This window comes from Breznakia sp. PF5-3 (genome assembly GCF_029504745.1).
GTDB lineage: Bacteria > Bacillota_I > Bacilli_A > Erysipelotrichales > Erysipelotrichaceae > Breznakia.
In genome coordinates this window covers 1-13,217 of the sequence record NZ_JAQFIQ010000009.1, presented here as the reverse complement: position 1 = coordinate 13,217, position 13,217 = coordinate 1, and the positions used below count along the sequence as shown (strand labels likewise).

General features: G+C 31.5%; 20 protein-coding genes. 1 reads left to right on the top strand and 19 read right to left on the bottom strand.

Annotated elements, in window-relative coordinates; genetic code table 11:
- Positions 1-18 precede the first annotated feature (18 nt).
- The 19 genes from M2475_RS03385 to M2475_RS03295 all read right to left on the bottom strand — a co-directional run bounded on the left by M2475_RS03385 (position 19) and on the right by M2475_RS03295 (position 11,918).
- Positions 19-753: a DNA-processing protein DprA gene (locus M2475_RS03385; RefSeq protein WP_277489581.1), complete on the bottom strand. Its 735-nt coding sequence runs from the start codon at positions 751-753 to the stop codon at positions 19-21.
- A gap of 51 nt (positions 754-804) precedes the next feature.
- Positions 805-1,425, bottom strand: coding sequence for a ribonuclease HII (locus M2475_RS03380; RefSeq protein ID WP_277489580.1), 621 nt, complete (start codon positions 1,423-1,425; stop codon positions 805-807).
- On the bottom strand, positions 1,415-2,278 hold the full coding sequence (gene ylqF, locus M2475_RS03375; protein ID WP_277489578.1) for a ribosome biogenesis GTPase YlqF: 864 nt from the start codon (positions 2,276-2,278) through the stop codon (positions 1,415-1,417). Before ylqF ends, M2475_RS03380 begins: the two co-directional genes overlap by 11 nt.
- Positions 2,265-2,861 carry a signal peptidase I gene (gene lepB / locus M2475_RS03370; protein WP_277489577.1) on the bottom strand — a complete coding sequence of 199 codons (597 nt, stop codon included), beginning with the start codon at positions 2,859-2,861 and terminating at the stop codon, positions 2,265-2,267. Before lepB ends, ylqF begins: the two co-directional genes overlap by 14 nt.
- Positions 2,862-2,954: 93 nt before the next feature.
- The gene (gene rplS / locus M2475_RS03365) at positions 2,955-3,302 is read right to left on the bottom strand and encodes a 50S ribosomal protein L19 (RefSeq protein WP_277489576.1); all 348 of its coding nucleotides are present in this window, start codon (positions 3,300-3,302) and stop codon (positions 2,955-2,957) included.
- Between the two features lie 114 nt (positions 3,303-3,416).
- Positions 3,417-4,148 carry a tRNA (guanosine(37)-N1)-methyltransferase TrmD gene (gene trmD / locus M2475_RS03360; protein ID WP_277489575.1) on the bottom strand — a complete coding sequence of 244 codons (732 nt, stop codon included), beginning with the start codon at positions 4,146-4,148 and terminating at the stop codon, positions 3,417-3,419.
- Complete coding sequence (gene rimM / locus M2475_RS03355; protein ID WP_277489574.1) at positions 4,145-4,636, bottom strand: ribosome maturation factor RimM; 492 nt, start codon at positions 4,634-4,636, stop codon at positions 4,145-4,147. Before rimM ends, trmD begins: the two co-directional genes overlap by 4 nt.
- Positions 4,637-4,673: 37 nt before the next feature.
- Positions 4,674-4,919: a KH domain-containing protein gene (locus M2475_RS03350; RefSeq protein ID WP_277489573.1), complete on the bottom strand. Its 246-nt coding sequence runs from the start codon at positions 4,917-4,919 to the stop codon at positions 4,674-4,676.
- A 3-nt stretch (positions 4,920-4,922) separates the two neighbouring features.
- Complete coding sequence (rpsP, locus tag M2475_RS03345) at positions 4,923-5,195, bottom strand: 30S ribosomal protein S16 (RefSeq protein ID WP_277489572.1); 273 nt, start codon at positions 5,193-5,195, stop codon at positions 4,923-4,925.
- 72 nt (positions 5,196-5,267) lie between these two features.
- Positions 5,268-5,636 carry a hypothetical protein gene (locus M2475_RS03340; protein ID WP_277489571.1) on the bottom strand — a complete coding sequence of 123 codons (369 nt, stop codon included), beginning with the start codon at positions 5,634-5,636 and terminating at the stop codon, positions 5,268-5,270.
- Positions 5,602-5,967 carry a hypothetical protein gene (locus tag M2475_RS03335; protein ID WP_277489570.1) on the bottom strand — a complete coding sequence of 122 codons (366 nt, stop codon included), beginning with the start codon at positions 5,965-5,967 and terminating at the stop codon, positions 5,602-5,604. The genes M2475_RS03340 and M2475_RS03335 overlap by 35 nt, the downstream gene beginning before the upstream one ends.
- Positions 5,968-5,986: 19 nt before the next feature.
- A complete protein-coding gene (locus M2475_RS03330; protein WP_277489569.1) occupies positions 5,987-6,175 on the bottom strand; it encodes a hypothetical protein in 189 nt (62 codons plus the stop codon).
- The gene (locus tag M2475_RS03325) at positions 6,165-6,551 is read right to left on the bottom strand and encodes a hypothetical protein (protein WP_277489568.1); all 387 of its coding nucleotides are present in this window, start codon (positions 6,549-6,551) and stop codon (positions 6,165-6,167) included. Before M2475_RS03325 ends, M2475_RS03330 begins: the two co-directional genes overlap by 11 nt.
- Positions 6,538-6,834: a competence type IV pilus major pilin ComGC gene (gene comGC, locus M2475_RS03320; protein ID WP_277489567.1), complete on the bottom strand. Its 297-nt coding sequence runs from the start codon at positions 6,832-6,834 to the stop codon at positions 6,538-6,540. The genes M2475_RS03325 and comGC overlap by 14 nt, the downstream gene beginning before the upstream one ends.
- Positions 6,835-6,838: 4 nt before the next feature.
- On the bottom strand, positions 6,839-7,840 hold the full coding sequence (locus tag M2475_RS03315) for a type II secretion system F family protein (RefSeq protein ID WP_277489566.1): 1,002 nt from the start codon (positions 7,838-7,840) through the stop codon (positions 6,839-6,841).
- Positions 7,782-8,771: an ATPase, T2SS/T4P/T4SS family gene (locus tag M2475_RS03310; protein WP_277489565.1), complete on the bottom strand. Its 990-nt coding sequence runs from the start codon at positions 8,769-8,771 to the stop codon at positions 7,782-7,784. The genes M2475_RS03315 and M2475_RS03310 overlap by 59 nt, the downstream gene beginning before the upstream one ends.
- A gap of 121 nt (positions 8,772-8,892) precedes the next feature.
- Positions 8,893-9,504, bottom strand: coding sequence for an MBL fold metallo-hydrolase (locus M2475_RS03305; protein WP_277489564.1), 612 nt, complete (start codon positions 9,502-9,504; stop codon positions 8,893-8,895).
- A 38-nt stretch (positions 9,505-9,542) separates the two neighbouring features.
- Positions 9,543-9,692 (bottom strand): 50S ribosomal protein L33, encoded by a 150-nt coding sequence (rpmG, locus tag M2475_RS03300; protein ID WP_277489563.1) that lies wholly within the window; start codon positions 9,690-9,692, stop codon positions 9,543-9,545.
- 51 nt (positions 9,693-9,743) lie between these two features.
- Complete coding sequence (locus tag M2475_RS03295; protein WP_277489562.1) at positions 9,744-11,918, bottom strand: penicillin-binding protein 2; 2,175 nt, start codon at positions 11,916-11,918, stop codon at positions 9,744-9,746.
- A gap of 145 nt (positions 11,919-12,063) precedes the next feature.
- On the opposite strand from M2475_RS03295, the gene ispG reads away from it, so the two are divergent.
- Positions 12,064-13,113, top strand: a complete 1,050-nt coding sequence (gene ispG, locus M2475_RS03290) for a flavodoxin-dependent (E)-4-hydroxy-3-methylbut-2-enyl-diphosphate synthase (RefSeq protein ID WP_277489561.1) — start codon at positions 12,064-12,066, stop codon at positions 13,111-13,113.
- Positions 13,114-13,217 lie beyond the last annotated feature (104 nt).

Genomic DNA, 13,217 nt, shown 5'->3' with positions numbered 1-13,217 from the left:
TTCCTTATTTGTCAACCTTTATAACTCTTTAATCATATTTACATCTACCAATATATCCGCTCCTTCTTGAATTAGCATATTGCAGCCACTGGCACTATTTTCAATAAATGGCGATGGAAAACAATATATATCCTTATTAAGAAGTAACGCTTCATTCACCGTTAGCATTGTCCCACTTCTGATCGTTGCCTCTACTACTACCAATTTATTTATTAATGCGGCAATAATTCTATTTCTAAGTGGAAAATGCATAGCTAAGGGTTTTGTATCGTATGGATATTCGCTTAGTATTAAATGATTTTTCTTCAATTCTTCATAAAGCAATTTATTCTCTTTTGGATACACGACATTCAACCCACATCCAATTACCCCAATTGTTTTTCTTTCTTGGATAGAGAGTTGATGTATATATCCATCAACTCCTTTAGCCAATCCACTAAGCGTTATATATTCCTTATTAAGATATTGCATTAGTATATCACAATACGATTTTCCTACATCGCTCATATCACGACTCCCTACAATGCCTATCAATTTGTTTTTAAGCAATTTAATATCTCCTTCATAAAAAAGAACAAATGGAGGATTTTTCAATAGATATAAGTTATCCGGATAATCGTCTTCACCAATACAAACATAAGGAGTTTTGCACTCAATGTTTTTAAAAGGTTCGTTTGTTTCAACTGCGTATTTTATTTTATTGTACTGTCCTGCATATTTCGTTGCATAATATAAAAGTTGTTTTCGCTTCATAGTTGTTCTTCTATATTATTTGATAAAACAAAAAAATATCCTAAAAGATATTTAAATGTCAAACTTTAATTGTCTAAGTCGAGCAACAGGTCCGTAACTCTTGCGATGAATATCTAAAACACCATATTTTTCTAAAGCGGCTAAATGCTGCTTTGTTGGATATCCTTTATGGTTTTTGAAACCATACTCTGGATATTTTTCATCGTACATATTCATAATACGATCCCTTGTAACTTTTGCTAAAATACTTGCTGCAGCGATACTCACACTTTTTTGGTCACCCTTTACAATTGGCTCAACAATCATATTTGATAAAGTGAAGGGCATTGCATCACTTAATACAACTTCTATATCTTCTGCATCGTTAGCAATTTGCATCATTGCTTTTTTGGTTGCTTGATAAATGTTCAATTTATCAATCTCTTCAATATCTACAATTATTATATCGTAGTATTGTGCATCATTCTTTATTACATCAAAGAGTTCTTCCCTCTTTTTTTCGCTTATTTTCTTTGAATCATATATTTCTGCATGTGCATATCCTTTTGGAAAACAAACTCCTGCAACTACTAAAGGACCTGCTAAAGGTCCTCTACCTGCTTCATCTATACCCAAAATCTTTGTGTATCCTTCTTTTGTATATTTTTTTTCATATTCATTCTTACATTCCACTGCATTTCTCCCATGTGATTCGACCAAATCGATTATCTCGTATGTCTTTCATAAATGTTTCAATAACCCGTTTATTATCAACCTCATCACCTTTAATCAAATATCCTTTTTTTCGACCAAAAGCTTGAAATAATTTGTAATTATTATCAATCAATTCAACACCGTAATAATTTTCAAGCTCTGCTGGATAGTATTCTTTCAAATATTTCAGTGCATAATACGCAATTTCCTCAAGTGGTAAAACTTGATCACGAATCGCTCCTGTAATAGCTAACATCATACCTATGTTTTCATCATCAAATTTTGGCCATAAAACACCGGGTGTATCTAACAATTCAATGTCTTTGTTTACCTTCACCCATCTTGTTGCTTTTGTAACACCAGGACGGTTTCCTGTTTCTAAAATTTTTTTTGAAGCAATACGATTAATGAGTGTGCTTTTACCAACATTAGGAATACCACACACCATACATCTGACAGCACGGGGATTCATCCCTTTGCGTATTTGTCGTTCTCGCTTTTCTTTTACTAGTTCTAAAACAGCATCTGTAATAATTTTTACACAATTATCATGTAATACATCTAACCCTATTACTTTTGTGGTTTCATTATTTAAAAAAGAAATCCACTTTTGTGTTTCATCAGCTTCAGCTTTATCAATTTTTGTTAAAACAATCAATCTTGGCTTTTGCTGTATCAATTCATCAATTAAAGGGTTTTTGCTAGCATTAGGAACTCTTGCATCACGAAGTTCAATTATCATATCTACAAGTGATATTTTACTTTGCATTTCTCGCTTTGCTTTGGTCATATGACCTGGATACCATTGAATATTAATATTATTTGCTGCCATTTGAAACGATTCCCATTTCATCAAAAGGATATAATACAATTACATATTTACTAACGATTGCGTTTTTCTTAAATGGCCCCACACTAGGACTACGTGAATCTTTTGATATCTGACGATTATCGCCACATAAGAAGTATTCATCTTCTTTTAATGTAATAGGTCCATAATCACTAGTAAATAATTCATTACCATTATTCGTTTTACTATTTACATATTCTTGATCAAAAAATGTTTCTTCAACGATTTCTCCATTTATATACAATTTATTGCTCTTGTATTGAACGGTTTCACCTGGTAATCCAATCACACGTTTTACCCAAAGCTTATCAGTTTCTTCATTATAAACTACCACTACTTCAAAACGTTTAATATCACTAACAAATGTTGAGAACACATTAGAAAATCCAAACTCTTGATCGACCAATGTTGGATACATACTATTTCCGTCTACTGTAACAGGACGAAAAACAAATTTTACACACAAAAAAACGAAAACAAAGCATATTAGGATCATCCTAACAAAATCTAATATTTCAATTTTTATGGATTCTTTTTTAGTTTCTTTTTTCAATTTTTCTTCCACTTTCATCACCTATATTATATTATAGCACCTGTGAAATTATTTACTAGAAAAATAATTCACACTGTATAAAAAAACAACACTTTGTGTTGCTTTTTAACGAATTTCTTTAATACGAGCAGCTTTACCACTACGTCCTTTTAAGTAACGTAATTTATTTCTTCTTACTTTTCCGCGACGAGTTACTTCAATCTTATCAATTACTGGTGAATGAACAGGAAATGTTCTTTCAACTCCAACTTGATTTGATATCTTACGTACTGTAAAGGTTTCATTGATTCCTCCACCTTTTTTCGCGATTACGATTCCTTCAAAAATCTGAATTCTAGATTTGTCACCCTCTTTAATCTTAACGTGTACTTTCACTGTACAACCACTTCTAAAATCAGGGATGTCTTTTTTCAATTGAGATTTTGTAACTTCATTAACTAAATTCAAGTTCATTTTCTTTCTCCTTTTCTTCAACAATGCATGTGGTTCATAGACGTTACTAGCGGAACCCTGCAGCCAATAGGCTTATTAATAATACCAAAAATCAGTATAAAAGTAAACACTTTTTTACTCTTTGTTTTTTTCCTCTTCTATCACTTCTTTATACAGCAATTCTTCTTCCTTATTAAATTCATAACTATCTAATAAATCTTTACGTCGTTGGTACGTTTTCCGAATAGATTCCTTTAATCGCCACTTTCTGATTTTTTCATGATGTCCACTTAATAGAATTTCTGGAACTTTTTTTCCATCATATTCAATTGGTCTTGTATATTGAGGATACTCTAAAAGTCCATTCTCATACGAGTCATCTTGATGACTTGCTTCACGGATTACTCCATCATGTAAACGAATAATTGCATCACATAACACACTTGCTGCAACTTCTCCACCAGTCAACACATAATCCCCAATAGATATTTCTTCATCTACATAGTCTCGGATTCGTTCATCAAACCCTTCATAATGTCCACATAGAAGAATTAACTCTTTTTCTTGAGCCAATTCACGAACCATTGATTGCTTTAGCATCTTCCCTTGTGGACTTAGCATTACAACTTTTGTAGATGCCTTTTTATTTGCATTAATAGCATCTACAATCGGCTGACAAGTCAATAACATCCCTGCTCCGCCTCCACATATAGTATCATCTACATTGTTGTGTTTATCTAACGTATAATCACGAAAATTTACACATTCAACTTCTATTCTGTGATCATCAATAGCCCGTTTTATAATAGAAGTCGCTTTGAAAGAGTCAAAAAATTCAGGGAATAAAGTCAGAATTGTAATTTTCATAGCAACCCCTCAATTGTCTCGATATAAATCGTTTTCTCTTGAATATCAACATTCTTGATAAAAGCATCTACATACGGTATTAATATTGTTTTATTCACACGCAAAACAGGATTAGCACCTGTTTCTAATATGTCTTCAACTTCCCCTATCAAATTACCACTTTGATCAATTACTTTACATCCTTTTAATTCAAAAAAATAGTATCCATCATTTAATGGCGAAATATATTCTTTGTTTATATATATATCATTCCCTTTGTATGCTTCTATCTTATTAATATCGTCATAACCTTCAAAACTAACCAATACAACACCTTTGTGCAAACGATACGTTTTAACTTTCAATTCCATATCACTTTTATTTGTATCAACAATAAGGGTGTTCCCTACTTTGAAACGTTCATCGTTAAAATCGCTAAAAGATTTAATTTTAACTTCTCCTTTTAGCCCATGCGTATTAAAAATTGTTCCAATTTTTATTTTATCCATTGTTCACCTCTAAAAAAAGGATGCATAGCATCCTATCTTAATATGATTCAAACTTAATCGTTATCATCTTATTTTCTTTTCTTGATGCAATCGACATCATTTGACGAATACTACTCGCCATCATTCCACGACGACCAATTAAACGAGCAACATCATCTGAATTAGCATATACATGTAGCAAAACCTCATTTTCATCTAATGTTGACATTACCTTAACTGATAAACTATCTTTATCATCAACGATTGGTGTAATAAGGTCTAAAATGATTTTTTCGTAATCCATGAATTATTTAGATTTTTTTTCGTCGTGTATTTTTTTCATAATTCCATGTTTTGACAAAATACTTCTTACTGTATCAGATGGTTGCGCACCATTTCTTAACCATTTTAAAGCCAATTCTTCGTCCACAGTTACTACTGCAGGGTCGTTATTTGGATTATAAGTTCCAATTGCTTCAATAATTCTACCATCACGTGGGCTTCTTGAATCAGCTGCTACAATTCTGTAGTAAGCATATCCTTTTTTTCCCATTCTTTTCAATCTTAATTTTACAGCCATAATTCTTAATCTCCTTTTTACTTAACCAAGTATATCACACTAAAACCAGGTGTCAAGTGTTTTTACTTTACACTAACGGAAATAATCATAGCCTGTTATTTCTTTTGTCTCATCATCATAAGCTAACTTTGATTGAAAAGAATGATTTTGATTATCAGTAACCATAATTTCGCAATACCCTTCATAAAACATAATAGATATATCTAAATTCTCATATATAAATTGTTGATTTTCAAAAGTGCTTAAAAGAATTTGGCTTTTCGCATACTCTATCGCACGCAATTCAGCAAAACTTAATCTTTCTCCATACAAGATTTGCGATTTCAATTTTGTTGTAATAAAAGAAGTGAAAAGCAAAACTACATATAATAAAATTAGACCATATGTAGTTATAAAACCTTGTTTTTTAGCAACCAATAATTTGCTTTTTTTCTTTTTCATCAATATGCCTATACTTAACATATATACAATCCCCTATTTCCTCAAAATCATATGTATCTATTTTTTGAAAAAAAACTTGATACCCTGGACTCAATATCATGTTGTCGTTATACTTTCGAAATCGCAATTCATCTCCAAAATAAGTAATTACCAATTCATTATTCTCTATTTGATGTGTAGAAGATAAGATATATAGTAAACGCATTTGACGAATACTAACCTCATCTTCTCCAACGTAAAAATCGAAATTGAAGTTTTTCACCATCATTAAACCACTTTGCAATAAAGTAATTGATACTCCAACAATAACAAATGCAACTAACGTTTCCAACAAGGTGAACCCCTTTCTCTTATTCGTCTTGATAACTTTCATAAATATTCTGTATTTCCGTCTCATATTTAATTTCAGAAGTTTCATACTCTCGTTTTTTTGTATTCCCCATCCCTACGCATAAACTCGATAACATTAAGACTATCATCGTACACATATAAAACAAAAGAATTGCTTCAATAAGGATATATCCTTGCTTAGCGTACATATATATTCCCTGCTCCTAAGTTTATAACAATTTCTGCTTTTTCCTTTCCTTGCCTACATTCAATTGTTCGTGCTTGATTTGTATTCCCTCTATGATTAAAAGAAATATGATGACTCCCACATGTTGTTTCTTTAGCTAAGGAATACGTTTTATTATTACTTGAAATCATATTATCTTCTATCATCATAGAAACATTCGTTTTATCAAAGATGGCTTTCTCTTGTGCCTGCAATATCCATTCTCGAAGTTTCATGGTCTCATATTTTAATGATGTTTTTGTTCGTTGAGTTTTAGGTTGTAAAAGCAAGCAAATAGAGATGATCAGCAATACCATAAGCATTTGAAACAAGGTAAAACCTTTTCTATTTAGATGCATGTGCCTCTCCTCCTGATATTGTGATACTTTCTCCATCAGGACATCTTTTTTGTGTGTCTTTCAAATATCCACCACTTATTAATTGATCAACACTTGTAGGTGTTTCCAAGGTATCGATTTCATAAAGCAAAATTTGTGCATTTACAACTTCAATCAAAGCTTCGCATCCTTTGTTATCAATTACTTTTTTCTTTTGCTGTATGTTTGGTAATGTAAGCAGAAAAATCAAAGCTATTATCGTAAGTACGATAATCATTTCTAATATTGTGAATCCTTTTTTCATGTTATTACATCCTTTCTAACAATTGTAATGGAATCATCATTATTTGATAAATACATAAAACTAATACACCTACTAAACTATAGGAGATAATTTGTATGGATATACCTAACTTTTTTAGTTGTGTATTCCATTTTTTCTCTTGTAATTCTTGATAAGTTTTCAAAGACTTACAAAAAGTATTTGTTGTACTTCCTAACACATAGTGCATTTTAAAATTTTTGGAAAGTACACGATGCTCATTAATCACCGTTGATAAATCTTTTCCATTCTGCAACAGTAAATGAATATCATTTATTATTTGATAAAACAATGGTTGCTGTTTCACATTTTGTAAGAACAAAAACATCTGTTGTGTGCTTAATCCACATTCATCTAAAACAATTAAATAATTTGCTAAATAAAATGACATAAATTCTTTACACACCGAAATATGTTGAATACATAAGCTTCCAATTTTACAAAACAGCCGTTTTGATAATTTACACAAAATAAAAACAATAACAACAATAACAATTCCTGTTATCACAACCATAGAAATAGAACGCAAAATATCAATCATAACTATTAAAAAAGAATCATTTGCTTCAAAATTTTGAAGTAACTGTGGCACGACGTATGTTGAAAAAATATAAACGGTAAAAAAAGAAAAAATTAAAATAAACATTGGATATGCTGTTTGTTTTATTATCTTTGAGCGTAATTGTCTTTCAAAATCATACATAGACACCGAGCAACGAAGTGCTTCTGCAATCCCGGTCAATTTCATAAAAAAACTCACAAAAGCTTGAAATCTTCCTTTTGTACTATGAACAATAATTTCTTGTATGCGTTTTCCTTCTTCTAAAGTTTTTAATAACTCATGGTTTTCTTTATCCATTAATTGCAATGATATATCAAAACTATATCCTTTTTGTAATAATTGTGAAAAATATAGCCATTCATAAACACTAAAGGATAAGGTCGCTTTCTGCTTCTTGTTTTGAAATCCAATTTTGCTCAACAGCATATTTAATTTTTTGCTTAATATCCTCATACGAATTTGGAAGCAATTCTGTTTCTAACACTTCCTTCAACTCCTCCTTCTCTAAAATTTCATAAACACATACACGACGATCAAAGTCCTTATGTTTGTAAATTCGCTGATTTGTAATCCCTGTTAATGTTTCTACTAGATCTGTTTTTGATATCCCAAATTCTTGTAACCTTTTAATGGCCTCTTTACAACTTTTTGCATGAATAGTCGTAAATACCATATGCCCACTCAATGCACAACGGATTAGCATTTTTGCAGTTGTTTCATCTCTCACTTCTCCAATCATAATGACATCTGGATCATGCCTTAGTAATTGTTTGATTCCCTCTTCAAACCCGAAATTCATTTTTTCATTTACCTGCAATTGCAAGTATTTATCATTATGAATCTCAACAGGATCTTCTAATGTGATGATATTAAACTTTTTGTTTTCAGCAATCACATCTAAAAGAGCATGTAATGTTGTTGATTTTCCGCTCCCTGTTGGCCCACTCACCAAAACTAATCCACTTCGAAACTTTGTCCATGATTCAAATATATGATTTTGTCTTTTATCTAAGCTCAAATCCATTATTTTAATCTTTTCATGATTGTTTAAAATTCGTAGAACTCCTGATTGTGTTTGAAATGTATGCAAATATGCAAAGCGAAAATGTAATAATTGCTTCTTATAAACATAACTGAAGTTTCCACTTTGTGGTAAAAAAGAATTTCCTAAATCAAGGTTGGATATATATTTTAAATAATAAAATAAATCCTCACTTAACTTTTTATCATTGATATCTACAATCTTATTCAACCCTCTAACTCTAACTTCTAATTTGTGATTAACCAATGTAAAATGAACATCACTTGCATTATATGAAAGCACATATTTTAATAATAAATTTAATTTTCTTTTCATGGATCACCCACCTTACTTATTCATACACAATCACAATATAAAAACCTAGCTTTATTTATTACAACATTAAAAAATTTAAGAAAAAGAAAAAATATCGCTTTCATTCTGCGATATTTTTCGTTTATTTTATATCCTTTAAAAATGGATTGTATAAAAATTCTTCATATAATGTTGTACTATCACCATGACCAGGATACACTTTGTATTTTGAATCTAATCCCTTTATCATAGATAACGTTTGAAACATCTTGTTATTTGATCCTGTAGGAAGGTCACAACGTCCAATGCTTTGTTTAAACAATACATCTCCACTACAAATAAAATCATCAAACACCAATAACACTGACCCATTCGTATGACCTGGAGCGTCCATAACTTCAAAAGTGAAATTTTCAATTTTCATATTCCCTGTATAATGCTGAATTTCGATGTCTGAAGAAAAGCCTTCAAAAGTATCTGAACAATTAAATTTCGGATTATCAATCATTAATTGATCCGCTTCACTGATATATACGGGACAATGAAATTGTTTAACAAAAAATTCCACTCCACCTATATGGTCATAATGTCCATGAGTTAACAAAATAGCATCCACTATTGCTTCTTGTTGTGTAATATATTCTACTATCCTTTTTGAAGACCCACCAGGATCTACAATCAATACATGATTATCTTTCCAGATTAAATAACAATTGGCCTGTAACATGCCTAATGGATATGTTTCTATTTTCATAATTATCACCAAATAAAAAAGCCACTTTTTTGGCTTTCTTATTTTTTCTCCTTATGCAAAGTTTTCGCATTACAACGTGGACAATATTTTTTAACCGCCATACGTTCTGTTTGAGTTTTTTTATTTCTTGTATTAATGTAGTTTTCTTCACCACATTCTGAACATTTTAAAGTGATACGATCTCTCATCTTAAATCCTCCTTAAGCGTTTCTTATTGTATCATACAATTATTTAAATTGCTACTTCTTCTTTGAGAAATAATAATTTGATACTTCTCCAATAATACCTGCACAAATGTTGGGGTCTGGTGTCCCTGTAACAATTTCCACATTTGGCGCAAAGCAAGCAAATGCAATTTCTGGAGTACTTCCATCATCGTCATCAATATATGGTCCATATGCAACCATTGTAGATGACATGGTATCATCTAATTTATTCCCGTTTTCATAAATTTCATTTTCTGCTGTCCCGGTTTTCGCCGCTAACTGAGTACCACTATTAGGGTCATCTACGGTACTAGGACAAAAAGCACTCTTACTTCCCGTTCCTCTTACACAACCCCGCATTCCTTTTTGGGCACGTCCTAAATATTCCTTAACATTATTTCCTAATAATGTTGATAAAATATTAGTCTGATGCTCGTATATAACCGTTTCTCGATTACTATTTACCTCTGTTACTTTTTTTAGCAAATGTGGTTGTACACGTTTGCCACCATTTGCGATTGTTGACACATATTGTGCCAATTGCATCGTAGTATAAGTATCATACTGTCCAATTGCTAAAGGAATAATCTTACCATGCTCTTCCGTACCACCAATGCTTCCTACTCCCTCATTAGGCAAATCAATTCCTGTTTGCACACCAAGCCCAAACATATTATAGTAAGACCTCATTTTTTCAAATGTTCCATCTTCATAATATAAAGCCTGTCCATTTTCAACAAATTCGCCACCTGCCAATTTTATTGCTATTTGAGCCATATAAACATTACTTGATACAGCAATAGCATTTATATCATCTATTAATCCATGCGTAGTATAAGATTTAAATACCTGTGTTCCTTTTAACTGCATAGGTTGATCATTTAATACTGTTCCTGGTGAAATTACCCCTTGGTCTAATCCCATATACAATGTAGCCATTTTCACAACACTACCTGCACGGTTAGCATCCAAGTAAGTCCCTGTAGGTACAGAATAAATGGTTCCATCTTCTTTTCTGTATATACTATCCATCGCTAGGATTTCTCCAGTTTGTGGATTTATTGCCACAAAATATAACGAATCAAAATATTTATACTTTCCACCTGAATGGGTACTCATTGTTTTATTTAGAACCTCATCTACTTTTTTTTGTAGATCAACATCTAAGGATAGCGTTAAATCATATCCATTCTTTCCTTCATTTTCGTCGTTTAGTACTGCAAGCCCATTCTCATCATAGGTAATATTATAAGAACGTTTTGTTCCAGAAAGATAATCTTCGTATTGTTTTTCAATTCCTGATATACCAACTCGTTGATTCATTGCATAACCCAGCCCCATATAATACTCCATCTTTTCCTCAGGAAGCCCTTGTGTCTGTGATGAAATATCACCAAGAATTGATTTCACAATCGAATTGTTATTATCATAATATGAACGAACCCAGTCATTCATGTATTTAAATCCAGGAAATTGTGAATTGTGTTCTCCAAGATAAGCAACTTGTTCTGTTGTAGCACCTTCTAAAATTGTCTTATATTCATTTTCAGGTGTTTGATCCATCAACATTTTAGTTAAGTATATTTTTTTGTGATGATCATCAACCTTGGGAACTTCCATTCTACTAATTTTTAAATTATAAACTTCTGCATTACTTAAATCTCCATTATTTGCTGCTTCTAGTTCATCTGCACTTAACAAAGAATTATAATTATCTTTTACATCTCTTAAATAAGTTACATGATATGCATAATCCATATCTTTTAATTCGCGATCTGTAATTGCTGACACTTCTACACCACTATCATTTTTCTTAGTTAAACTAACACCAATTTCATTAACAAACTTTTCAGCAAGATCCCACTCTTCTTTTTCACTTATATTTTTAGCAGGATAATAGTAAATAGTAGAGGATTTTTTACTCTCTGCTAATACCGTTCCATTGCGATCATAAATACTACCACGTGAAGGAGCAAATGTTTGTTTTTTAGCAGTAAAGGTTTCCAACTTTAATGCATATTCTTCATTGTTTACTAATTGTAGTTGTGCCAAACGCACGCCAATAACAGAAAACAAAACACATATTACTATCGTCATAATTTTTAATCTTTTATTTATTGTTTTCGCATAATCTTCTTTTTGTTTAAAAACATTACTAGAACGACGTCTACGATCAATATCTTTTTTACGAAATGGATTTACAAACATTTTATTCCTCCCATTATGCATGTTATTATACCATATTAACACTAGTTCCGTATATAACCTTTACGTGAACATCAAGTGAATTTTTAGGAGGATACTATTCAGACATATTTTATAAGAACATGCTATAATACCACTAGGTGATAAAATGAAACGAGAAAAAACAAGACAAATCATGGTCAAAGACCTAGCCATTGGAGGGCAAAACAAAATTGTAATCCAATCTATGTGTAGTTATAAAACAAGTGATACAAATAAAATCATTAAACAAATTAATGATTTGGAACATGCTGGTTGCGAAATTATCCGTGTATCCATTATGGATGAGGATGATGCTATTGCAATTCAAGAAATCAAAAAACACACAAATATCCCTATCGTTGGTGATATTCATTTTAATTATAAACTTGCTATTAAAGCCATTGAAAATGGCATTGATAAAATAAGGTTAAATCCTGGTAATATCGGGTCACGAAAAAATGTTGAAAAGGTTGTTGCTCTTTGTAAAGAAAACAAAATACCAATTCGAATTGGTATCAACAGTGGATCTTTAGAAAAAGATATCCATGAAAAATATGGAAAACCTACAGCTGAAGGAATGATAGAAAGTGCCAAGCGACACATTCAAATTTTAGAAGATATGGATTTTTATGACATCTGTTTATCTTTTAAAAGTAGTGATGTTCAACTGTGCATTGATGTTTACACACTAGCGAGTGAAATTTTTAATTACCCTCTCCATCTAGGTGTTACAGAAGCAGGTAGTTTTACAACTTCTTCAATCAAATCTAGTGTAGCTTTAGGAACTCTAATTGAACGTGGCATCGGTGATACTATTCGTGTATCTGTAAATGGTGATCCTTTACGTGAAATGGTGATTGTGAAACAGATTTTAAAATGCTTTAATCTAATAAAAAATGTTCCTAATTTGATTGCCTGTCCTACATGTGGTAGAACACAATTCAATATTGGTCCTGTTGTTGATGAAATTGAAACCTTTTTGGAAACAGTTAATAAGGATATTACTGTCGCTATCATGGGATGTGCAGTGAATGGCCCTGGAGAAGCAAAGCATGCAGATATCGCGATTGCTGGAGGAAAAAATGAAGGTGTGCTAATAAAGAAAGGTGTCATCATCGAAAAAATTCCTCAAGAAAAAATGGTAGAACGTTTAAAAGAAGAAATATTGGCATTTTAAAAAGCATCCGAGAGTGTAAAAAAATCTGTGTAAATGAACTAACCGTAATATGAGAAGCAATAAAAGTTGCTTCTTTTTTCTAACTAAATACTACCATTCCTTAT